General features: G+C 70.4%; 21 protein-coding genes. 14 read left to right on the top strand and 7 right to left on the bottom strand.

What is annotated here, in order from left to right; genetic code table 11:
* Positions 1–4: 4 nt before the first annotated feature.
* Together ACWPN5_RS07955 and ACWPN5_RS07950 are read right to left on the bottom strand one after the other, a co-directional pair.
* A complete protein-coding gene (locus tag ACWPN5_RS07955) occupies positions 5–667 on the bottom strand; it encodes a chemotaxis protein (RefSeq protein ID WP_145687250.1) in 663 nt (220 codons plus the stop codon).
* A gap of 111 nt (positions 668–778) precedes the next feature.
* Entirely contained in the window at positions 779–1,312 is a 534-nt protein-coding gene (locus ACWPN5_RS07950) for a cold-shock protein (protein ID WP_492295116.1), read from the bottom strand.
* Positions 1,313–1,597: 285 nt separating this feature from the next.
* On the opposite strand from ACWPN5_RS07950, the gene ACWPN5_RS07945 reads away from it, so the two are divergent.
* The 14 genes from ACWPN5_RS07945 (at position 1,598) to ACWPN5_RS07880 (ending at position 17,944) form a co-directional block, all read left to right on the top strand.
* Positions 1,598–3,298, top strand: coding sequence for a long-chain-fatty-acid--CoA ligase (locus ACWPN5_RS07945; RefSeq protein ID WP_247888393.1), 1,701 nt, complete (start codon positions 1,598–1,600; stop codon positions 3,296–3,298).
* 138 nt (positions 3,299–3,436) lie between these two features.
* Complete coding sequence (gene rfaD / locus ACWPN5_RS07940; protein ID WP_200478172.1) at positions 3,437–4,423, top strand: ADP-glyceromanno-heptose 6-epimerase; 987 nt, start codon at positions 3,437–3,439, stop codon at positions 4,421–4,423.
* 85 nt (positions 4,424–4,508) lie between these two features.
* Positions 4,509–5,315, top strand: coding sequence for a prolipoprotein diacylglyceryl transferase (lgt, locus tag ACWPN5_RS07935; protein WP_035682583.1), 807 nt, complete (start codon positions 4,509–4,511; stop codon positions 5,313–5,315).
* A 17-nt stretch (positions 5,316–5,332) separates the two neighbouring features.
* Positions 5,333–6,475: a class I SAM-dependent methyltransferase gene (locus ACWPN5_RS07930; protein ID WP_492295115.1), complete on the top strand. Its 1,143-nt coding sequence runs from the start codon at positions 5,333–5,335 to the stop codon at positions 6,473–6,475.
* A 46-nt stretch (positions 6,476–6,521) separates the two neighbouring features.
* Complete coding sequence (gene pgeF, locus ACWPN5_RS07925) at positions 6,522–7,289, top strand: peptidoglycan editing factor PgeF (protein ID WP_492295114.1); 768 nt, start codon at positions 6,522–6,524, stop codon at positions 7,287–7,289.
* Positions 7,290–7,407: 118 nt separating this feature from the next.
* Positions 7,408–7,887: a bacteriohemerythrin gene (locus ACWPN5_RS07920; protein ID WP_145687259.1), complete on the top strand. Its 480-nt coding sequence runs from the start codon at positions 7,408–7,410 to the stop codon at positions 7,885–7,887.
* A 199-nt stretch (positions 7,888–8,086) separates the two neighbouring features.
* Positions 8,087–9,022 carry a ribose-phosphate pyrophosphokinase gene (locus tag ACWPN5_RS07915; RefSeq protein ID WP_014199935.1) on the top strand — a complete coding sequence of 312 codons (936 nt, stop codon included), beginning with the start codon at positions 8,087–8,089 and terminating at the stop codon, positions 9,020–9,022.
* A gap of 189 nt (positions 9,023–9,211) precedes the next feature.
* Positions 9,212–9,823 carry a 50S ribosomal protein L25/general stress protein Ctc gene (locus tag ACWPN5_RS07910; protein ID WP_145677922.1) on the top strand — a complete coding sequence of 204 codons (612 nt, stop codon included), beginning with the start codon at positions 9,212–9,214 and terminating at the stop codon, positions 9,821–9,823.
* Positions 9,824–9,914: 91 nt separating this feature from the next.
* Complete coding sequence (pth, locus tag ACWPN5_RS07905; RefSeq protein ID WP_145677923.1) at positions 9,915–10,484, top strand: aminoacyl-tRNA hydrolase; 570 nt, start codon at positions 9,915–9,917, stop codon at positions 10,482–10,484.
* A gap of 230 nt (positions 10,485–10,714) precedes the next feature.
* Positions 10,715–11,221, top strand: coding sequence for a sigma-70 family RNA polymerase sigma factor (locus ACWPN5_RS07900; RefSeq protein WP_145687261.1), 507 nt, complete (start codon positions 10,715–10,717; stop codon positions 11,219–11,221).
* The gene (locus tag ACWPN5_RS07895; protein ID WP_200478170.1) at positions 11,221–12,168 is read left to right on the top strand and encodes a FecR family protein; all 948 of its coding nucleotides are present in this window, start codon (positions 11,221–11,223) and stop codon (positions 12,166–12,168) included. The genes ACWPN5_RS07900 and ACWPN5_RS07895 overlap by 1 nt, the downstream gene beginning before the upstream one ends.
* Before the next feature lie 111 nt (positions 12,169–12,279).
* Positions 12,280–14,790, top strand: a complete 2,511-nt coding sequence (locus ACWPN5_RS07890; protein ID WP_492295113.1) for a TonB-dependent siderophore receptor — start codon at positions 12,280–12,282, stop codon at positions 14,788–14,790.
* On the top strand, positions 14,790–16,010 hold the full coding sequence (locus ACWPN5_RS07885) for an efflux RND transporter periplasmic adaptor subunit (RefSeq protein WP_492295112.1): 1,221 nt from the start codon (positions 14,790–14,792) through the stop codon (positions 16,008–16,010). Before ACWPN5_RS07890 ends, ACWPN5_RS07885 begins: the two co-directional genes overlap by 1 nt.
* Positions 16,007–17,944 carry a MacB family efflux pump subunit gene (locus ACWPN5_RS07880; protein WP_492295111.1) on the top strand — a complete coding sequence of 646 codons (1,938 nt, stop codon included), beginning with the start codon at positions 16,007–16,009 and terminating at the stop codon, positions 17,942–17,944. The genes ACWPN5_RS07885 and ACWPN5_RS07880 overlap by 4 nt, the downstream gene beginning before the upstream one ends.
* Positions 17,945–18,051: 107 nt before the next feature.
* Here the strand turns inward: ACWPN5_RS07880 and ACWPN5_RS07875 are convergent, their stop codons facing one another.
* From ACWPN5_RS07875 to ACWPN5_RS07855, 5 genes are read right to left on the bottom strand one after another with little or no spacing between them, the layout of a single operon-like run.
* Entirely contained in the window at positions 18,052–18,921 is an 870-nt protein-coding gene (locus tag ACWPN5_RS07875) for a metal ABC transporter substrate-binding protein (protein ID WP_492295110.1), read from the bottom strand.
* Positions 18,918–19,808, bottom strand: coding sequence for a metal ABC transporter permease (locus ACWPN5_RS07870; RefSeq protein ID WP_114859267.1), 891 nt, complete (start codon positions 19,806–19,808; stop codon positions 18,918–18,920). Before ACWPN5_RS07870 ends, ACWPN5_RS07875 begins: the two co-directional genes overlap by 4 nt.
* Positions 19,805–20,533 carry a metal ABC transporter ATP-binding protein gene (locus ACWPN5_RS07865; protein WP_145687275.1) on the bottom strand — a complete coding sequence of 243 codons (729 nt, stop codon included), beginning with the start codon at positions 20,531–20,533 and terminating at the stop codon, positions 19,805–19,807. The genes ACWPN5_RS07870 and ACWPN5_RS07865 overlap by 4 nt, the downstream gene beginning before the upstream one ends.
* Positions 20,530–21,468 (bottom strand): metal ABC transporter solute-binding protein, Zn/Mn family, encoded by a 939-nt coding sequence (locus ACWPN5_RS07860; RefSeq protein ID WP_492295109.1) that lies wholly within the window; start codon positions 21,466–21,468, stop codon positions 20,530–20,532. The genes ACWPN5_RS07865 and ACWPN5_RS07860 overlap by 4 nt, the downstream gene beginning before the upstream one ends.
* Positions 21,465–22,028 carry a DUF6162 family protein gene (locus ACWPN5_RS07855; RefSeq protein WP_492295108.1) on the bottom strand — a complete coding sequence of 188 codons (564 nt, stop codon included), beginning with the start codon at positions 22,026–22,028 and terminating at the stop codon, positions 21,465–21,467. Before ACWPN5_RS07855 ends, ACWPN5_RS07860 begins: the two co-directional genes overlap by 4 nt.
* Between the last annotated feature and the right edge of the window lie 2 nt (positions 22,029–22,030).

Genomic DNA, 22,030 nt, shown 5'->3' with positions numbered 1-22,030 from the left:
TCGATCAGCGCCGCTCGAACAGCTCCATCTCGCCCTCCAGGGGAGAGCGCCGCAGCGCCTGGAGATAGTCCATTTCCTGATGCACCGTTTCCCGCTCCGCCTCGGGGCGCAGCAGGCGGCGGAAGGCCCGCCCGGTGGCCGGAAAGAAATGGATGCGCCGGCCCTTCTCCCCGCCCAGGTCACGAACGGCCAGGGAAAGCCCCTCCCGCTGGACATAGTCCACCGCAAAGGCGGCGTTGGCGGCGCCGACGTCCAGGCTGGTGTCGATGACGCGGGCGGCCCCGAACAGCTTGACCTCCATCCGCTCGCGCCGGGCGCCGCGCTCCAGCAGGTCGTTGATCAGCCACTCCATCGCCACGCTGCCGTAACGGGTCGCCACCCCATAGCCCTCGCCACCGGACGGGGAGCCGGGCAGCAGGAAGTGGTTCATGCCGCCGATCCGGGCGACCGGATCGTTGATGCAGGCGGCGACGCAGGACCCGAGCGTGGTCACCAGCATGTCGTCGTCGCGGCCGGAGATCCGGTGATGGCCGAGCACCACCGGCACCACATAGGCTCCGAACTCGCGGTCCAGATAGCTGCCGTCCGCGCGAGCCCCGTCGCCGTCCGCGCCGCGGCCGTCGAATCCGGCGGAGGATTGGAAGTGGAAAGGTCCGGACAGGGGCATCACCGTCAGCCTGGATGAGGCGGGAAACGTCGACGACGGTAACCCGTGGTACTTAAGGAAAATACAACAAATCCGTATGCCCCGCCGACCGGCCCGGCACCGGGGCGCATGTCACAGCAGCACGATCCAGGAGGCCTCCCGCCCCTTCGGCGCGGCGCGCGCCCGCAACAGCACCCGCTGGCCGGAGTCCAGGCCGGTCAGGTTGCAGCGGCGCAGGACGCTCTTGTGCACGAAGACGTCCTTGGCCCCGTCGTCCGCGGTGACGAACCCGAAGCCCTGCTCCGGCTTGAACCACTTCACGGTGCCCGTCAGTTCCTCCTCGGGGCCGGACGCCGCGGTGGGGGGCGCGCTGCGGCTTTCGGCGGGCGTGCCGGTGCTCAGCACCTCCAGGATGTCGGCCACCTGCGGACCCTTGCCGCCCGGAACCACCTGGCACAGAAGCTCCGCCCCCTCGCCGATCTCGTGCAGCCCGGCCCGGTTCAGGACGGAGATGTGCAGGAAGGCGTCGGTCGTCCCGTCCTGCGGTGCCGCGAAGCCGAAGCCCTTGACCGGATCGAACCATTTCACCAGGGCCCGGACCTGGGCGCCTTCGCCCGGAAAGGCGACGCCCAGGACGCCGCTGGAGTGCGAATCGGCTGTAGACACGAGTCCGAACCTTTCGGTCGAGGCGCCAGGCGCGGTGAGCGGGGCCGGCGCCGCCCGGCTTCGCCGGATCGTCCGCCAAGCGTGAATTTAGCCACACAGAAAATAGGGGTTCCAGAGTAATTTTTTCTTCACAACCACCGTTTGCCTCTGGCGACGCCCCCGTTGCAGGGACCATTTCTCCAAGGGACGGGTTACGAAAAAGGCTACAATGAGCCAAAGGCCCGCAAGCAAGCCCGAAGGGGCACTGCGGCCGAACAAGAACAGACCATGGGAGGGAAAACGATGATGGGGGATGCGGCCCGCAAACTGCCGGAGCAGAGCTGGACCCTGGGCTACCCGCCCGACGTGGACTGGAACGCGCCGATTCCGGTGAAGCCGCTGACCGCGCTGCTGGAGGACGCGGCGGCCCGTTTCGCCGAACGCCCCTTCCTGGACTTCATGGGCAAGCGCTCGACCTACGCGGAGGTGGCGCGGATGGTGGACCGCGCCGCCCGCGGCTTCCAGGCGATCGGCGTCGGCAAGGGCGTGCGCGTCGGTCTTTTCCTGCCCAACACGCCCTACTACGTGATCTGCTATTTCGCGATCCTGAAGGCCGGCGGGACGGTGGTGAACTTCAACCCCCTCTACGCCGAGCGGGAGCTGCACCACCAGATCACCGACAGCGGCGTCGAGCTGATGGTCACGCTCGACCTCAAGGTGCTCTACGGCAAGATGGCGCGGATGCTCGCCGAATCGGGGCTGAAGCGGCTGGTGATCTGCCCGATGGCCGACATCCTGCCCTTCCCCAAGAACTGGCTGTTCCCGATCGTCAAGCGGGCGGAGCTGGCGCGCATCCCCGCGGACGACCGCCACCTGTCCTTCCGCCGGCTCGTCGCCAACGACGGCGCCCCGAAGCCGGTCGCCATCGACCCGGCGGAGGACGTGGCGGTGCTGCAATACACCGGCGGGACCACCGGCGTGCCCAAGGGCGCCATGCTGACCCACGCCAACCTCTACGCCAACACCGAGCAGTGCAGTCTGTGGTTCGTCGGCGCACGGCAGGGGGAGGAGCGGATGCTGGGCGTCCTGCCCTTCTTTCACGTCTTTGCCATGACCGTGGTGATGAACTTCAGCATCCGCATCGGGGCGGAGATCGTCATGCTGCCCCGCTTCGAGCTGGACCAGGTGATGGAGACCATCCACGCCAGGAAGCCGACGCTGTTCCCGGCGGTGCCGACCATCTACACGGCGATCAACCACCACAGGCATCTCGAGAAATACGACCTTTCCTCGATCCGCTACTGCCTGTCGGGCGGCGCGCCCCTGCCGGTGGAGGTCAAGGAGGCGTTCGAGCGGAACACCGGCTGCGTCCTGGTGGAGGGCTACGGCCTGTCCGAATCCTCGCCGGTCGCCACGGCGAATCCGGTGACCGGGCTGAACAAGGCCGGCTCCATCGGCCTGCCCCTGCCCGGCACGCTGATCGAGATCGTCAGCCTGGAGGAGCCGCGCCGCGTCCTGCCCGTCGGCGAGAAGGGCGAGGTGTGCATCCGCGGCCCGCAGGTGATGAAGGGCTATTGGAACAAGCCGTCCGAAACGGCGCTGACCCTGGTGGATGGGCGTCTGCACACCGGCGACGTCGGCTACATGGACGAGGACGGCTACACCCACATCGTCGACCGCATCAAGGACATGATCCTGTGCAGCGGCTTCAACGTCTACCCGCGCAACGTCGAGGAGGCGATCTACCTGCACCCCGCTGTCGCGGAATGCGTGGTCGCCGGGCTGCCCGACGAGTACCGCGGCCAGACGGTGAAGGCCTACATCCGCGTCGACGACGGCAAGGCCCTGACGCGGGAGGAACTGATCGACTTCCTCAAGGACAAGCTCTCCCCGATCGAGATGCCCAAGGCGGTCGAGTTCCGCGGCGAACTGCCCAAGACGATGATCGGCAAGCTGTCGCGCAAGGCCCTGCTCGATGAGGAGGAGGCGCGGCGCAAGGGCGCGTAAGGGACCGCGAGACCTTGCGAAACCGCCTCTTTCGGAACCGCAGGGCGGCCATACGCCCCACCCCACCTTGCGGCCCCGCCCCCCGGACCCTATAAGGACGCTCGTCCTTTCTTTCGGTCCGGCGGCAAGGAAAAGCGCATGATCGTGGTCACCGGTGGGGCCGGTTTCATCGGTTCGAACCTCGTGGCGGCCCTGGCCGCGCGCGGGATCACCAACGTCGCGGTGATCGACCGCTTCGGCGACGGGGAGAAGTGGCAGAATCTCGCCAAGCGGGAACTCGCCACCCTCGTCGCGCCGGAGAACGCGCTCGCCTTCCTCGACCAGCACGCCGCGGAGATCGACGTGATCTTCCACCTCGGCGCCATCTCGGCGACGACGGAGCGCGACGTGGACCGGATCGTCGCCAACAACGTGGCGCTGACGCTGGATCTGTGGCGTTGGTCCTCCTGGCGGGGGGCACGGCTGATCTACGCCTCCTCCGCTGCGACCTACGGCGACGGCTCCGCCGGCTTCGACGACGACGGGTCGCCGGAGGCGCTGGCCGCACTGCGCCCGCTCAACGCCTATGGCTGGTCCAAGCATCTGATCGACCGCCGCGTCGCCCGCGTGGTGACCGAGGGCGACATCGTGCCGCCGCAATGGGCGGGCCTGAAGTTCTTCAACGTCTACGGCCCGAACGAGCGGCACAAGGACGACATGATGAGCGTCGTCGCCAAGCTGCACCCCAAGCTGAAGGCCGGCGAGCCGGCGCGGCTGTTCAAGTCGCACCGTCCGGAGTTCGAGGACGGCGGCCAGCTCCGCGACTTCATCTTCGTCGACGACTGCGTGGCGGTGATGCTCTGGCTCTACGACAACCCGCAGGTCAGCGGGCTGTTCAACGTCGGCACCGGCAAGGCCCGCAGCTTCAAGGATCTGGCGCTCGCCACCTTCGCCGCTCTGGGGCTGGAGCCGCGCGTCGAGTATTTCGACATGCCGGCCGAACTTCAGGGCAAATACCAGTATTTCACCGAGGCGCGCACCGAACGCCTGCGCGCCGCCGGCTTCGACCAGCCCTTCACCGAACTGGAGGAGGGCGTGCGCCGCTACGTCCAGGATTTCCTGTCGCAGCCCGACCCCTACCGCTGACGGCCTCGCCTCCCCCGCCGTGAAGGGGGCGCCGGCACACCGGCCCCGACAACATGGCCCAAACAACATAAGGCACCCGCCGCGCATGCTCGCCATCGCCTTTCCCGCCATTGACCCCGTGGCGTTCGAACTCGGGCCGATCGTCATCCGCTGGTACGCGCTGGCCTATCTGGCGGGCTTCGTGCTCGGCTGGCGCTACTGCCTGGCGCTGGCCCGCAGCACGCCGGGCCGTCCCTCGGCGGAGGATTACGACGACTTCCTGACCTGGGCCGTGGTCGGCGTCATCCTGGGCGGGCGGATCGGCTACGTGCTGTTCTACAACCTGCCCTTCTACCTCCAGAATCCGCTCGACGCGCTGATGGTCTGGCACGGCGGCATGTCCTTCCACGGCGGGCTGATCGGCGTCCTGGGCGCCATCCTGCTGTTCTGCTGGAAGCGCGGGCTGTCGCCGCTGGCCTTCGGCGACCTGATCGCCGCGGCGGCCCCCATCGGCCTGTTCTTCGGCCGCATCGCCAACTTCATCAACGGCGAGCTGTACGGCCGCCCGGCGCCCGACGTGTCCTGGGCGGTGGTGTTCCCGCGCGACCCGCTGCAGGTGCCGCGGCACCCGAGCCAGCTCTACGAGTCCTTCCTTGAGGGGGCGGTGCTGTTCGTCCTGCTGGCCATCCTGGTGCGGATGCCCGCCGTGCGCGGGCGGGCCGGCATGACGGCGGGCATCTTCTTCATCGGCTATGGCCTGTCGCGCATCATCGCGGAGTTCTTCCGCGAGCCGGACGCCCAGCTCGGATTCCTCTACGCCGGGGCGACGATGGGACAACTTCTGTCGGTGCCGATGGTTCTGTTCGGTGTGTGGCTGGTCGCCCAGGCCCGCCGCCGCCCCGCCGCCATCTGAGGTCGGAAGGTCCCGTCATGAGTGATGCCGCCCCGGACAGCCTCGCCCACCACCTCGCCCGCCGCATCCTGATGGACGGGCCGCTGTCGGTCGCCGCCTTCATGGCGGAGGCGCTGGGGCATCCGCGCTTCGGCTACTACATGCGCCAGGACCCCTTCGGCGTGTCCGGCGACTTCACCACCGCCCCGGAAATCAGCCAGATGTTCGGCGAGCTGGCCGGGCTGTGGTGCGTCGACAGCTGGGCGCGGCTGGGCGGCCCCGCCCCCTTTCACTTGGTGGAGTTGGGGCCGGGCCGCGGCACGCTGATGCAGGACGCCCTGCGCGCCGCCGCGCTCGTCCCCGCCTTCCGCGAGGCCGCCCAGGTCCATCTGGTGGAGACCAGCCCGACGCTGCGCGCCCGCCAGAAGGAAACCCTGGCCGGCATCCCGGTCGCGTGGCACGACCGGTTGGAGGACGTGCCCAAAGGCCCGACCCTGATCCTCGCCAACGAATTCTTCGACGCCCTGCCCATCCGTCAGGTCCAGAAGACCAACCACGGCTGGTTCGAGCGGCTGATCGACATCGATCCCGCCGCGCCCGCCGATACGGCGGCCGACACGCCCCGCTTCCGCTTCGTCCTCGAGGCCTTCGGCAGCGCCGGCGCCCGGCTGATCCCGCCGGCCCTGCGCGACGCCCCGGAGGGCAGCGTGGTCGAGGTCTCCCCGGCCTCCCAGGCGGTGGCCCGGCTGATCGGGGAGCGTCTGGCGGCCCATCCCGGAGCGGCCCTGGTCATCGACTACGGCTACCGCGGCGGGCCGGCGGTCGGCGACACGCTCCAGGCGCTGCGCCGCCACGCCTACGCCCCGGTGCTGGATGCGCCGGGCGAGGCCGACCTGACCGCCCATGTGGATTTCGCCGCCATCGCCGCCGCCGCGCGCGAGGGCGGTGCGGAGGGCTTCGGGCCGGTGGATCAGGGCGACTGGCTGGCCCGGCTGGGCATCCAGCCGCGCGCCGCCGCGCTGAAGCGCCGCGCCACGACGAAGCAGGCCGCGGACATCGACTCCGCGCTGGCCCGCTTGATCGCGCCCGACCAAATGGGCACCCTCTTCAAGGTGTTGGCCCTCGCCTCCCCCGGCCTCGGGCCTCCGGCGGGCTTCGAAAGCCCGGATCTGGCATCCTGAACACTGGCATCCGAACAAGAGACCGCGACAGCAAAGGGACGGGTTCGTGATTACGCTTGGCGCGCTGAACGACATCACCCACATCCGACACGCCTTCTTCACCCGCACCGGCGGCGTGTCGACGGGGCTGTACGCCTCGCTGAACGTCGGCTTCGGCTCCGGGGACGCGCCCGCCGCCGTGGCGGAGAACCGCGCGCGCGCCGCCGCCCGCATGGACGTCCCGCCGGAGCGGCTCGTCACCTGCCATCAGGTGCACAGCCCGACCTGCGTCGCCGTGACCGAGCCCTGGGCGCCCGATCAGGCACCGCACGCCGACGCCATGGCGACCGACCGTCCGGGGATCGCGCTGGGCATCCTCACCGCCGACTGCGCCCCGGTGCTGTTCGCCGACGAGAAGGCCCGCGTCATCGGCGCCGCCCACGCCGGCTGGAAGGGCGCCAAGGGCGGCGTTCTGGAGGCGACCATCGCGCGGATGGAGGAGCTGGGCGCCAAGCGCAACCGCATCGTCGCCGCCATCGGCCCCTGCATCGCCCAGCGCTCCTACGAGGTCGGGCCCGAATTTCCCGCGCCCTTCCTGGATGAGGACCCGCGCAACCGCGATTATTTCGCCCCGGCTCGCCGCCCGGACCATTTCCTGTTCGATCTGGCCGGCTACATCACCCGCCGCCTGGGCGACACCGGCGTGGAGATCATTCAGCGCTGCCCCAACGACACGGTGGTCGAGGAGGACCGCTTCTTCAGCTACCGCCGGTCCTGCCTGCGCGGCGAAAAGGACTATGGACGCGGCCTGTCGGCCATCGTCCTCCAGGGCTGACCGCGCGCGGGAAATTGCTTGCCCCAAAATTGTTCTTACCTCTGACTGATTGCGATACGACCCATTTCGGGTAAGATCAAGTCTCATGGGTAGGGACATTCCGGAGGGGGACGCCGGCATGACGATGGACGCGCACCGGGAGGCGACGCTGGGGGGCGAGGGACGGAACGGCGATGGGCGGAGCGACTGGCGCAGCGCGCGGATGGTGCTCGACAACGGCGGGCTGGACGCCGATCACCGGATGCAGCACGAGTTGATCCGCCGCTTCGTCGCCCTGCCGGGCGAGGAAGCCGAACGCAAGCCGGCGCTGGCTCTGCTGAACGAGCTGCGCCGCGTCTCGGTCCGCCATTTCCTGCGGGAGGAGCGGGTCCAGGCCTCGATGCGCTACCCGCATCTGGAGGAGCACCGGGCGCAGCACCGCCGGCTGGCCACCCTGCTGGACGACATCATCGGGCAGGTGGACGCCGAGGAGTCGGCGTTCGAGTACGCCTACGTGAAGGGCAAGGCGGACGAGCTTCTGCAATTCTGGTTCTTCGACCATTTCGTGAAGGCCGACCTGCCCATGAAAACGCACCTTGCGAAGTTCGCGGTGCGGTGATGCGCAGACGTCCTAACGCCACGCTTGCGCCATGCGGGAATCGCAGGGCCGGCTGGCTGCGGCGTCTTGAACCGCCCGTCATGGAACGTTTACATGGGTGCGGCCCTTTGTTATGGTCCGCCGCGTTTTCAAGGGGCGGCGTCGGCAAGGGACTGACGGGCGCACCGGAACCTATTCCCTGCAGAGAGAGCCGACTGCGATGAAGGTGCTTGCCGGCAACAGCAACCGTCCGCTGGCCGAGGCCATCTCCACCTGTCTCGGCGTGCCGCTGACCAAAGCGAGCATCCGCCGTTTTTCGGACATGGAGGTGTTCGTCGAAATCCTGGAGAACGTGCGCGGCGAAGACGTGTTCGTGGTCCAGTCGACGTCGTTCCCGGCCAACGACAACCTGATGGAGCTGCTGGTCACCATCGACGCCCTGCGTCGCGGGTCGGCCCGGCGCATCACGGCGGTCCTCCCCTACTACGGCTACGCGCGCCAGGATCGGAAGACCGGCCCGCGCACGCCGATCTCGGCCAAGCTGGTCGCCAACCTGATCACCCAGGCCGGCGCCAACCGCGTGCTGACCATGGACCTGCACGCGGGTCAGATCCAGGGCTTCTTCGACATCCCGACCGACAACCTGATGGCCGCCCCGGTGTTCGAGAAGGACATCCGCGCGACCTTCGAGGACATCGGCGAGGTGACGATGGTGTCGCCCGACGTCGGCGGCGTGGTGCGCGCCCGCTCGCTGGCCAAGCGGCTGGACGCCGATCTCGCCATCATCGACAAGCGGCGTGAGCGCGCCGGCGTGTCGGAGGTGATGAACATCATCGGCGACGTCAAGAACCGCCGCTGCATCCTGCTCGACGACATCGTGGATTCGGGCGGCACGCTGTGCAACGCCGCGGTCGCCCTGATGGACGCCGGCGCGAAGTCGGTCCACGCCTACTGCACCCACGGCGTGCTGTCCGGCGGTGCGGTGGCCCGCGTGGCCGTGTCGCCGCTGGAGCAGCTGGTCACCACCGACAGCATCCAGGCGACCGAAGCCGTGCGCGTGTCCCGCAACATCCGCCAGCTCACCATCGCCCCGCTGCTCGCCGACGCGATCACCCGCATCAGCGAAGAGCGTTCGGTGTCGAGCCTGTTCTCGTAACAGCGCTCCATCCCACGTGGAAAGCCCTTCCCCTTCGCGGGGGAAGGGTTTTTTTCTTGGGCTTCCCGGCCGTCCTCCGCGCGTTTCCGGACTCTGTCCTTGACGCCGCGCCCGGCATGGCTTAATCACCGCGCCCACGCGTCAGCACCCCTGGAGGCTGGCGCTTTTTTCCGTTCAAGGAGTTTTCCGATGACGCAGATCGTTCCGCTCAGCGCCGAAGCGCGCGACCGGGCCGGCAAGGGGACCGCCCGCCAGACCCGTCGTGATGGCCGTATCCCGGCCGTGATCTACGGTGGCAAGCAGGCCCCCATCATGATTTCGCTGGAGAAGTTCGCGTTCACCCGCGTTCTGAACCAGGCGGGCTTCTTCACGCACCTGTTCGACGTCACCGTCGATGGCGCCACCCACCGGGTCCTGCCGCGCGACGTGCAGTTCCATCCGGTCACCGACGTCCCGCTGCACGTCGACTTCCTGCGCGTCTCCGCCGAAACCCGCACCACCGTGCAGGTTCCGGTCGAGTTCGTCGACCAGGAGAAGTCTCCGGGCCTGAAGCGCGGCGGCGTGCTCAACATCGTCCGCCACGAGCTGGACGTGACCGTCTCCGCCGGCAACATCCCGGAGCAGATCACGATCTCCTGCGAGGGCTACGACGTCGGCGATTCGATCCACATCTCTTCGGTGAAGCTGCCGGAGGGTGTCGCCTCGACCATCACCGACCGCGACTTCACGATCGCCACGATCGTCGCCCCGTCGGGCCTGAAGTCCGAAGAGGCCGAGGGCACCGAGGCTGCCGCTTCCTGATCGGAAGCCACCTTTGGGTGTTTGCGACAGGGGGCTTCGGCCCCCTGTTTCGTTTCCGGCTCACGCCGTTCCGAGATGAGGAGACTGTGCCATGCTGCTGCTGGTGGGACTGGGCAACCCTGGCGCCGAATACGCGCGCAACCGGCACAACATCGGCTTCATGGCGGTGGAGGAGATCGCCCGCCGCCACGGCTTCGGCCCCTGGCGCAAGCGCTTTCAGGGCCAGACGGCCGAGGGCACCATCGGCGGCGAGAAGGTGATCGCGCTGGAGCCGCTGACCTTCATGAACCTGTCGGGCCAGTCGGTCACCGCAGCCGTCCAGTTCTTCAAGATGAAGCCCGAGGACGTTGTCGTCATCCATGACGAGCTGGACCTGCCGCCCGGCAAGCTCCGCGTCAAGAAGGGTGGCGGCCACGGCGGGCACAACGGCCTGCGCTCCATCGACGCGCATCTCGGCAAGGAATACTGGCGCATCCGCCTGGGCATCGGCCATCCCGGCGACAAGGACCGGGTCAGCGGTTATGTGCTCCACGACTTCGCCAAGGCCGAGCAGAGCTGGCTCGACCCGCTGATCGACGCCGTCGCCGACGCCTTTCCGCTGGTCGTGAAGGGGCAGCCCGAGAATTTCATGAACAAGGTCACCCTGGCGACGGCCCCCTGAGGCGGGGTGCCGCCCGTGTCGGACCGCGAAAAGGCGGGCCTCCCGCCGGTCGGACGGGCCCTGGCCGGTCGCGTGACAAAACCTCCCGACGACAGGACGTCCGCCGCCGGCCACCCCCTCACCCCCTCCCTGCAAAGATTTTTTCTCCGGTCGATCTATCGATTGCGAATGATTCGCATTCATGGTTAGGAGTGGCTTTCACGGGTCTGGGAACGGGTGTTGCCGAGGTCATGGCTGAACGAGACCGGTCTTCCCTGCTGGGTTTGCTGCTCGACCATTATGAGGAGATGACGGGCCATCTGGCCCGGCGCCTGGGGTCGCTGTGCCTGGCCGAGGACGTCGTGCAGGACACCTACCTGCGCCTGCGCAGCCTGACCGCGCTGCCGGAGATCGACAACCCGCGCTCCTACCTCTACCGCATGGCCGACAACATCGCGCTGGACCGGTTGCGCGCGGAAACCCGCCGGGGGCGCCGCTTCGCCCCGGCGGAGCTTGGACTCGACCAGCCGCTCGACGAACCGGATGCCGAGGCGACGCTGGAGCACAAGCAGCGGCTGGAGCGGCTGAGCCACGCGCTGGCGGAACTGCCGCCGCGCTGCCGCGAGGTGTTCCTGCTGCACAAATTCGACGGGCTGAGCCACGCCGACATCGCCGCGCGCCTCGGCATCTCGCGCAGCATGGTGGAGAAGCATGTCATGAAGGCCCTGGCCCATTGCCGCGACCGGCTGGCGCTCTGATGGAGCGCGAGCGCGACCAGCCGGACTTGCCGGACGACCCGCGGGACGCGGCCCTGGCGTGGTTTGTGCGCCTGGAGTCGGGCGACGCCGACGCGGCGGACCGCCGGGCCTTTCACGCCTGGTTGGCGCAGGACCCGGCCCACCGCCGCGAATATGACCGGCTGGCCGGGCTGTGGGGCGATCTGGACCGGGTGCCCGATCCGCGCCGGGCCCGACGGGCCGCACCGACGCGCCGCCGTTTCCTGGCCGGCGCCGCCGTCGGCGGGGCGGCGGCCTGCGCCGCGGCGCTGGGCGGCGCGGTGGTCTTGACCGGCTGGACGGGCGACCTGACGACCGGGATCGGCGAACGGCGGACGGTGACGCTGGACGACGGCTCGGTCCTCACCCTGGACGCCGACAGCGCGCTGTCCGTCGCCTTCACCGCCGGCGAACGGCGCGTCCGTCTGACCGGGGGGCGGGCGCATTTCGTGACCGCTCCGGACCCAGGGCGCCCCTTCGTCGTCACCTGCGCCGAGGGACGGATCGCCACCGCCGACGCCAGCTTCGTGGTGCACCGCTGCCTGGACTCCGTGGTGGTGGCGGTGGAGTCCGGAACGACCAGCCTGACCACCGGGATGGAGCCCCCCCTTCCCATCGCCGCCGGACAAAGCCGGTCCTACGGCCCCGAGGGCCCTGGCCCGCTGCTGAGCCAGGGCGTGGCGGTGGAGAACGCGTGGCGGCACGGCCGGCTGGTCTTCCAGGGACAGCCGCTCGACGCGGTGATCGCGGACCTCAACCGCTACCACCCCGCCCGCATCGTGCTGTGGGACCGCCCGCTCGCCGGCCTGCGCTTCGACGGCAGCGTGGACATCAGCCGGCCGGACGCCGCCCTGAACGCCATTCTCCGCACGCTTCCCTTGCGCACGCTGCGTCCCGTTCCCGGCTTGGTCATCATCCGTTCCGTTTAGCCGGTTCGCGTCGAATTTTTTCCAAATCGAGGTGAGGGAGACGCCACCGACCATCGTCATGAGCTGCATACACGAAAATGCAACTCATTCGCAAAAAGGCGGGATCTGGTGATGATCGATGGCGGGGGGCGCCGGCTGCGGGGGCAGACGGCGCGCGTGAACACGGTGTGGGGAACCAGGCTGCGGGGCGGTTGGACTCCGGCGTTGTTGGGCATGCTGCTGGCGTCGACCGCGCTGCACGGCGCGCTGGCGGCGCCCGCGACGACCCATGAGGCGCCCGTGCAGGTGGCCCAGCAGGGCCGGACCGTCGCCTTCGCCATCGCCGCCGGACCGCTGCCGGGGGTGCTCGCCGCCTATGGGCAGGCCACCGGCTTCCAAGTGCTTTACCCCTCCGAGATCGCGCAGGGCGTTTCCTCGCCGGGGGTGACGGGCACATTGGCGCCGCAGGACGCGCTGATCCGGCTGCTGGCCGGCACCGGCCTGATCGCGCGCTTCGTCGATCCCGACACGGTGACGCTGGAGAAGCTGCCGACCCAGGCCGGGGGAGCGGCGGTGCTCGACCCGGTGACCGTCCAGGGCGGGCTGTCCGGCGATCCCGGCCGCAGCGAGGGCACCGGCTCCTACACCATCGGATCGACCGACAGCGCCACCAAGCTGAACCTGTCCCCGCGCGAGACGCCGCAGTCGGTCAGCGTGATGACCCGCCAGCGCATGGAGGACCAGGGCCTGAACGAGATCCGCGACGTGCTCAACCAGACGGTGGGCGTGACGCGGATGCAGCGCGGCGCGATGGGCAGCGACGGGGACGAGGTCTACGCCCGCGGCTTCCCGGTAACGAACTATCAGGTCAACGGAATCCCGCGCTCGACCGTGTACGGGTTCGACGACTCCATCTCCGACATGGCGGTGTTCGACCGGGTCGAGGTGGTGCGCGGCGCGTCCGGCCTGCTGAACGGCATCGGCGAGCCATCGGCCTCGGTCAATCTGGTCCGCAAGCGCCCGACCCCGACCCTCCAGGGCTACGCCGAGGGGCAGATCGGGTCCTGGGAGCGCTACCGCGGCGAGGCCGACCTGTCGGGTCCGCTGGCCGAGAACGGCCGCCTGCGCGGGCGCGTCGTCGGCGCCTATCAGGACAACGAGAGCTTCATCGACCGCCTGCACGGGCGCAAGAAGGTGCTCTACGGAGTCCTGGAGGCCGACGTCACCGACGACACCACCTGGACGGTCGGCGTCGAGTACCAGAAGCACCGCTCCGACAACGCCTCCAACTCCGGTTTCCCCCTGTTCTACAGCGACGGGACGAAGACGGACTTTCCCCGCTCCTACAACAGCGGCGCCCGCTGGGCCTACCACATGCACGACAACCTGACGGTCTTCAGCGAGCTGAAGCATCGCTTCGGGGACGGCTGGACGGCGACGCTGAACGTGGAGCGCAACAACCGCGAATACGACAGCCTGCTCGGCTTCGGCACCCGCGGCGACCTGAACCGGGACGGCACCGGCTTGGGCGTCTGGGCGGGCCGCTGGAATTCGGACCTGGAGCAGACTTCGGTCAGCGCCGACCTGAACGGCGGCTTCGACCTGTTCGGGCGGCGGCACGACCTGATGGCCGGCGTCAGCGGCTATTACGCCAAGCGCGAGGGGCTCAGCCATCCGCTCTGGTACATTCCCGGCTACGATCCTTCGATCTCCAACTACTTCACCTGGAACGGCAGCATCGCCCAGCCGACGCTCAACCCGACCGGCCGGTCGCAGACCGACGAGCGCCAGATGGCCGCCTACGCCGCGACCCGCCTGCGCCCGCTCGACCCCCTGTCGATCATCCTCGGCAGCCGCATCAGCCGGTGGGAGCAGATCGAGAAGAGCAGCCCGAACGCGGGGGCGGGAAGCTACACCAAGCGGGCGGAGAACGGCGTGCTCACGCCCTACGCCGGTGTCGTGCTCGACCTGACCGACATCTGGTCGGTTTACGCCAGCTACACCAGCATCTTCAAACCGCAGAACTACAAGGACGCCAGCGGCCAGTCCCTCGACCCGCTGGACGGCGACGCCTACGAGGCCGGCGTGAAGGCCGAGTTCTTCGGCGGCGCCCTGAACGCCAGCGCCGCCGTGTTCCTGATCCAGCAGAACAACCTGGGCGAGGTCGATCCCGGCCGCTTCGCCCCGGACGGCACGCAGGCCTACCGGGCGGTGAAGGGTGCGGAAAGCAAGGGCTTCGACCTGGAGATTGCCGGTGAGGTGATGGCCGGCTGGCAGGTCGGCGGCGGCTACAGCCACACCTCGGTCAAGAACGCCGACGGCCAGCGGATCATGACCTATGTGCCGCGCGACAGCGTCAAGCTGTTCACCACCTACCGCCTGCCGGGCGCCTGGGACCGCCTGACGGTGGGCGGCAATCTCCGGTGGGAAGGGGACGTCTACGCCGGGACCGGCGCCGAACGCTACGACCGCAACGGCTACGCGGTGGTCGATCTGATGACCCGCTATCAGATCACCGACAAGGTGTCGGCCACGCTGAACGTCAACAACCTGTTCGACAAGAAGTATCTGAGCAACATTGACGTCTCCGGCTACTACGGCGAGCCGCGCAACGTCCTGCTGTCCCTGCGGGCGACGTGGTGATGGCGGCGCGGCGGTCGGCGGCGGCTTCCGGTTCCCGGCGCGGTGTCCGCCGCGGCCTCGCCGCCGCCGCGCTGGTGCTCGGCGGGCTGGCCTCCGCCGCCCTGCTGCGCCCGGCCGATCCCGCCGCCTCGGCGGAGGTGGCGGTGGTCGGCCGCGGCACGGTCGAGGACACGGTGACGGCGCTCGGCAAGATCCAGCCGCGCGCCTACGTCGACGTCGGCGCCCAGGTGTCCGGCCAGTTGACCCGGCTGCACGTGACGGTCGGGCAGATGGTCCGCGAGGGCGATCTGCTGGCCGAGATCGACCCCGCCCTGCAACAGGCCAAGGTCGAGGCCGGGCGGGCCGAGCGCGCCCGCCTGACCGCCCTGCTGGCCGAGCAGCGGGCGCGCGCCGACTTCGCCGAGGCCCAGCTCGCCCGCCAGGCGGCGCTGCGGCGCAGCGGGTCGGGGCGCGGCGAGGCCTTCGACCAGGCCCGCATGGAGGCGCGCATCGCCGCCGCCCAGGTCGAGGCCACCCAGGCGCAGATCCGCCAGACGGACTCGACGCTCCAGGCCGACGAGGCGCAGCTCGGCTACACCCGCATCTACGCGCCGATGAGCGGCACGCTGATCGCGGTGGACGCCCGCCAGGGCCAGACCATCAATTCCGCCTACGAGGCGCCGGTGCTGATGCGGATCGCCGACCTGTCGGCGATGACCGTGTGGACCCAGGTGTCGGAAGCCGACGTGACGCGGCTGACCGACGGCATGCCGCTCTACTTCACGACGCTCGGCCATCCGGGACGGCGCTGGACCGCGCGCCTGCATGAGATTCTGCCCGCCCCGCCGAAGCCGCCGGCCTCGGGGAACGGCGGCTCGTCCGCGTCCGGCGGCGGCGGGGCGGCCAACAGCGTCGTGCTCTACACCGCGCTGTTCGAAATCGCCAACGACCGGGGGGAGCTGCGCCCGGACATGACCGCCCAGGTCTTCTTCGTGGCCGCCGCGGCCAGGGACGCCGTCACCGTTCCGGTCGCCGCCCTGAACCCCGCCGACACGGCGGCGGAGCGGCACCGCGTGACGCTGATCGGCAGCGGCGGCGCCATCGAGACGCGCGAGGTCCGCGTCGGGGTGCGCGACCGCTTCAACGCCCAGATCCTGGAGGGTCTGGCCGAAGGCGAGCGGATCGTGGTCGGCTGGAAAACCGACGACGGCCGCCCGCCCAGGATCGGGTTCCGGCTGTGAGCGGCCCGCTACTCGTCCTGGAGGACATCCGCAAGACCTACACCAGCGGCGGCGGCTTGGCGGTCGAGGTGCTGCGCGGCGTCTCGCTGACCGTCGAGGCGGGGGAGTTCGTCGCCATCGTCGGCAGCTCCGGCTCCGGCAAATCGACGCTAATGAACATTCTCGGCGGGCTCGACCGCCCGACCTCCGGACGCTACCGCGTCGACGGGCGCGACGTGACGGCGCTGGAGGGCGACGAGCGGGCGGCGCTGCGGCGCGACGGCTTCGGCTTCGTCTTCCAGCACTACCATCTGATCCCCGGCACGACGGCGCAGGAGAATGTCGAGATGCCGGGCCGCTACGCGGGCCTGCCCGCCGCGCTGCGCGAAGGCCGCGCCGTGGAGTTGCTCGGCCGCCTGGGGCTGGAGGAGCGGCGCCATCACCGCCCCAACCAGCTTTCGGGCGGCCAGCAACAGCGCGTGTCCATCGCACGGGCACTGATGAACGACGCCCCGGTGATCCTGGCCGACGAGCCGACCGGTGCCTTGGACAGCGCCAGCGGGGCGGGGGTGGTGGCGCTGCTGCGCGAGCTGTCCGCCGCCGGGCGCACGGTGATCCTCATCACCCACGACCGCAAGGTGGCGGAGGCCGCCGGCCGGGTGATCGAAATGCGCGACGGCCGCATCGTCGCCGACAGCGGCCGCCCGGCCCCGTCGCCGGCGGCCCCCTCCCCCGCCCCGGCGGAACGCCCGGACGTCGGCGCCTCCCTGTGGACCGACGCAGGGGAAGCCCTGTCGGCGGCGCTGCGGTCGCTGGGAGCCAACGGCTTCCGGACGGCGCTGACCCTGCTCGGCATCGTCATCGGCGTGGCGTCCGTGATCGCCCTGCTCGCCATCGGCGAGGGCGCTAAGCAGGCGGTGATGGCGCGGGTCGGCGCGCTGGGAGTCAATCTGGTCTATGTCGTGGCGGGCAGCGGCGATCCCCGCCTGCCGGCCACGCCGCTGACCGAGGCGGACGGCGAGGCCATCCTGGACTTGCCCAACGTCGAGAGCGTGATGCCCTTCCTCGCCGCGCCGGTGATGGCCCGCCACGGCAACATCGACCACCGCACCGAAGTCCTGGCGACCTCGGCGTCGCTGCCGCTGACCCACCGCTGGCCGGTCGCCCAGGGGGTCTTCTTCACCCGCGCCGACGAGCGGGCCGGGGCGGCGGTGGCGGTTCTCGGCCACCGCGTCGCCGAACGGCTGTTCCCGCGCGGGGAGTCGCCGCTGGGCAAGCATGTGCTGGTCAACAACATTCCCTTCCTGGTCACCGGCGTGATGGCGCAGAAGGGCGACCTGACCGGCAACCAGAGCACCGACGACTGGGTGTTCGTGCCGCTGTCCACCGGCGTGCAACGGCTGATCGGCAAGCCGGACCTGGAGTTGATCCTCGTCTCGGTGCACGACGTGGGGCGGATCGCGCAGACCCGCGACGCCATCCACGCCCTGATCGCCGGGCGTCACGGCCAGGAGGATTTCCAGATCCACGACGGGACCGCGCGCATCCAGGCGGCGGCGGAGACGCAGGACACCATGACGCTGCTGCTCGGCTGCGCCGCGGTCATCACGCTGCTGGTCGGCGGCATCGGGGTCATGAACATCATGCTGGTCAGCGTGACCGAGCGGACCCGCGAGATCGGCATCCGCATGGCCGTCGGCGCCCGCGCCGCCGACATCGAGCGGCAGTTCCTGATGGAAGCGGCGCTGGTCGCCGGGCTGGGCGGGCTGGCCGGGGTGGCGCTGGGGCTGGCCGGCGGCGCGGTGATCGGGCTGCTGGCGATGCCGGTGGTCTTCACCGCGACGGCGATCGCCGGGGCGGTGGCGTCCGCCGTGCTGACCGGCATGGTCTTCGGCCTGATCCCCGCCCGCCGCGCCGCGCGGCTCGACCCGGTGGCGGCGCTGGCGAGCGAGTGATCGGGGTGTTGCCCCCTCCCTAACCCTCCCCCGCTTCGCAGGGGAGGGAGAAAAAAAGTCCCCTCCCCTGCGCCAGCGGGGGAGGGTTAGGGAGGGGGCAATGAGTTTCAGGGAGGGAGCAACCCCGCCTCCACCTGCTCCGCCATCCGTGCCAGCGCCGTGTCCATCGCCGCCGGCGGACCGCTCTCCAGACTGTCCAGCACGATCAGCCGGGCGCCGCCGTCCGCCACCGCCCGGGCGATCTCCGGTGCCGGCGGACGGTGGTGCAGCACGACGGGAATCGCCTCGGCCTTCAGGGTAGCGGTCAGCTCGGCCAGACGCTCCGGCGTCCAGTCACGGTCGTCGCGGGTCCAGACCCGGCGCAGGTCGAGCCCGAGGTCGGCGGCCAGCGTGGCGAAGCGGTCGGACAGCGCCGCCGCCGACGGGTCCGGCAACGCGGCGAACGCCTGCGCCGACCGGGAGGACACAGTCAGCAACCCGCGCTTCAGGGCGGCGAGATTCGCGTCGATGGCATCCTTGGAAGCGGGATAGAGGCGCCGCAGGTCGGCGGCGAGGATGTCGGCCATCCGCCCGGCGTTGGCGATGCCCAGCCAGGGGAAGGCCGCGCCGCCGCTGACCGCGATCCCCGGCAAGGCGCCGTCCACCGGCCGGGCGGCGTCGATCTCGACGAGGCGGATGTTGGCGCGCCGCGCCAGCGGGTAGAGCGGGTCCTCGCCCCAGGCGGAGCGCAGGGTCAGCACCGCGTCGGCCTTGCGGGCGGCCTCCGCCAGCTTCGCTTCCCCGCGCCCGCTCAGGAAGGCGTGCTGGCGCCCCATGGGGATGGCCGGCGGAACCACCGATTCCACCGCCACCGGCGTGCCCTTCGTCAGCGCCTGGGCCAGCCCGGCGGTGACCGGGTGCCCGGCCAGCACCGTCTCGGCGGAGGCGCCCGCCACCGTGGACAGCAGCAGGAGCGCCGCGAGCGTGACGCGCTTCATCCCTCTTCCCCTTTCATGAACAGGCGCGCCAGCAGCGCGCCCAAAAACAGCAGCCCCGCCGCCAGGATGATGGCGCCGCCCGACGGCACCGGCAGGGCGAGTTGCACGGGCAGCAGGATCCCGGCCACCGCCGCCACGCTGGCGAAGGCGACCGACAGCAGGAAGAAGCCGCGCAGCGACGAGGCGACGACCCGCGCCGCGGCGGCGGGAATGACCAGCAGCGCCCCCACCAGGATGGCGCCGATGATCTTGACCGACGCGACGGTGACCACGGTCACCAGCACGATGAACAGATAGTCCAGCCCCTTCACCGGCACGCCGCGCACCCGCGCCAGCGCCGGGTTGAAGCTGGCCAGCAGCAGCCGGTTGAACAGCGGCAGCATCAGCGCGGTCACCCCGAGGGCCACCACCAGCAGCACGGTCAGGTCGCGGTCGTCCACCGTCAGGACCGAGCCGAACAGCACATTCTCCAGGATGTGGATGTTGACCCGGCTCGCCAGGATCAGCAGCAGGCTGGCGCCCAGCGCCAGCGACACCGACAGGAAGACGCCGATCAGCGTGTCGGCGGTCAGGTTGCTGCGGTTGCGCGTGTAGTTGACCAGCAGCGCGAACAGCAGGCAGTAGCCGAACAGGCTGGCGTAGGGGCCGGTGTAGGGCTCCCCCACCAGGATGCCGATGGCGACGCCGGTCAGCGCGGCGTGGCCGACCGCTTCGGAAAAGAAGGCCAGCCGCTTGGTCACCACCAGCGTGCCGAGCCCGCCAAGCACCGGACCGATGACCAGCCCGGACAGCAGCGCGTTGACGAGAAAGCCGTGGGTCAGGCCGGCGGGCAGCAGCCCGGCCCCGGCCCAGCCCTGGATCAGGGCGCGCAACGCCTCGAAGCTCATGACGCGATCCTCTCGGCTCCGGCGCGGCGCGGAACCGCCGAGAACAGGTCGAACACCCGCTCCGGCGACAGCATCTCCAGCGGGGCGCCGTCGAACAGCACGCGCCGGTTCAGGCCGGTCACCCGCGTCGCCAGCCGGCGCACCTGGGCCAGATCGTGCTCCACCCACAGGACGGTGGTTCCGGCGGCCGACAGCTCGGCCAGCAGGGTTTCGAAGATGGCGATCCCGGCCTCGTCGAGCGCGGTCATCGGCTCGTCCAGAACGATCAGGTCCGGCGCCGGGATCAGCGCCTGGGCGAGCAGGACGCGCTGCCGCTCGCCTCCCGACAGGGCGCCGAAGCGGCGGCGGGCCTTGCCGGCCATGCCGACGCGGTCCAGCGCCGCGCCGTAGTCGATGCGGCGGTCCGGCCCGAGGAAGGCGGGGCGGCGCTGGCACAGCACGGCCAGGAAGTCCTCCACCGTCAGCGGCAGGCCGCGGTCGAACTCCACCGATTGCGGCACGTAGGCGACGGTGCCCGGCCCGTTGCCCGGCCAGTCGAGCCGGATCGTCCCGCGGTGCGGCGCCTGACCGAGCAGGGCGCGGATCAGCGACGACTTGCCGCCGCCGTTGGGACCGACCAGCGCGTGGACGGTGCCCGCCGCGACGCGCAGGGACACCTCGTCGAGGATCACCGTGCGGCCCAGCGTCAGGCCCACCGCGTCGAACAGGATGGCGGGACCCGTCACGGCGCCGCCTCGACCATCGCCAGAACCAGCGTGTCGAGGTTGCGGGCCATCTCGCGCTCGAACAGGTCGGGCGCGTAGTCGCCGTGCGCGATGTGGGAGAAGGCGTAGAGCCGGATGCCGGTCTCGCGCCGGATCGTCTCCACATAGGCGCTGGGGAAGTTCAGCTCCGAGAAGATCACCTGCACGTCGAGCTTGCGCATCGTCGCGATGGTCTCGGCGAGCTGGGCCGGGCTGGGCTCGATGCCGTGGGCGGGCTCGACGACGGCGGAGACCTCCAGCCCGAACTCGCGCAGCAGGTAATCGTAGGCGCCGTGGATGGTGGCGACGCGCAGGCTGGCGGTGCCCGCCGTCGCCAGCTTCGCCAGCGCGTCGGCCCGCAACTGGCGCAGGCGGCGGGAATAAACGCGGGCGTTGGCGGCATAGGCGGCGGCGTTGTCCGGGTCGAGCCGCCCCAGCTCGCGGGCGATGGTCGAAACCTGGAGGACCGAATTGGTGATCGACAGGAAGCTGTGCGGGTTGACCACCTTCCCCGCCGCCCGTGCCGCCAGTCCCGCGGCGGGCAGCAGCGGCACGTCGGCGTTGGCTTCGACCACCGGCAGCGACGGCTTCGCCGAAGCGGCGATCATCCGCCCGGCGAAATCGTCGTGCCCGATGCCGTTCAGCACGATGGCGTCCAGCCCGCCGATGCGCTGGATGTCCTCCGGGCGCGGCTCGTAGGCGTGCGGGTTGAAGCCGGCGGGGATGATCGGCACCACCTCGGCCGCGTCGCCGACGATGTTGGTGACGTAGGAATAGTAGGGGTGCAGGGTGACCCCGAAGCGGCGGCGCCCGGCGGGAGCCGCGACGGCGCGAGCGGGCATGGTCGCGGCGGGCATGGCCGCGGCGGCCAGGGCGCCGGCTAGGATCAGGCGGCGGCTCGGAAGAGTGCTGGTCATCGGGTCACCCCGGCGGTGAAGGTGGAGACGATCCGCTTCCAGCCGGCGGCGGCCAGGGCCGCGTCCTCCGGTGGGGCGGGCGGGGCTTCGGCGGCGCGCTTCAGCCAGATGTCGGCGCCATGGCCGTCCAGCCGCAGGACCAGGGAGCCGGCCAGCTCCGGCGCGGCGGAAACGCCGGCGTAGGCGATCCCGTCGCCGGTTTCGGCGAAGGGCCCGGCAAAGGTCCAGGCGTGGCCGCCGCGCGCCGCCGCGCTGGGATCGGCGGCGAAGGGCGGCAGCGCCTCGGCGGCCAGCTCCTCCGGCGTCGGCGCCCGACCCTCCGCCTCCCGCAGAGCGGCGATCTCCTCCCCCGCCGCCTTCAGGTCGGCGTAGAGGCCCTGCTCGGCGGCGGTCAGGCCGGTGCGGGAGTCGATGAGGTGGGCGGCCAGCGGGGCTTCCGCCTCCGGAACGGCGCGCAGCCCGACCGCCAGGACGGCGGACACGAGAATGGCCCCGGCGGCCAACGCGACCCATAGGGTCTCGCGCTCGGCCCCGGCGCGGCGGACGATCTGGTGATGCATGG

This window comes from Azospirillum sp. UENF 211521 (genome assembly GCF_058780535.1).
The sequence above is the reverse complement of the archived record's forward strand: the minus strand, read 5'-3'. Positions and strand labels throughout refer to the sequence as shown.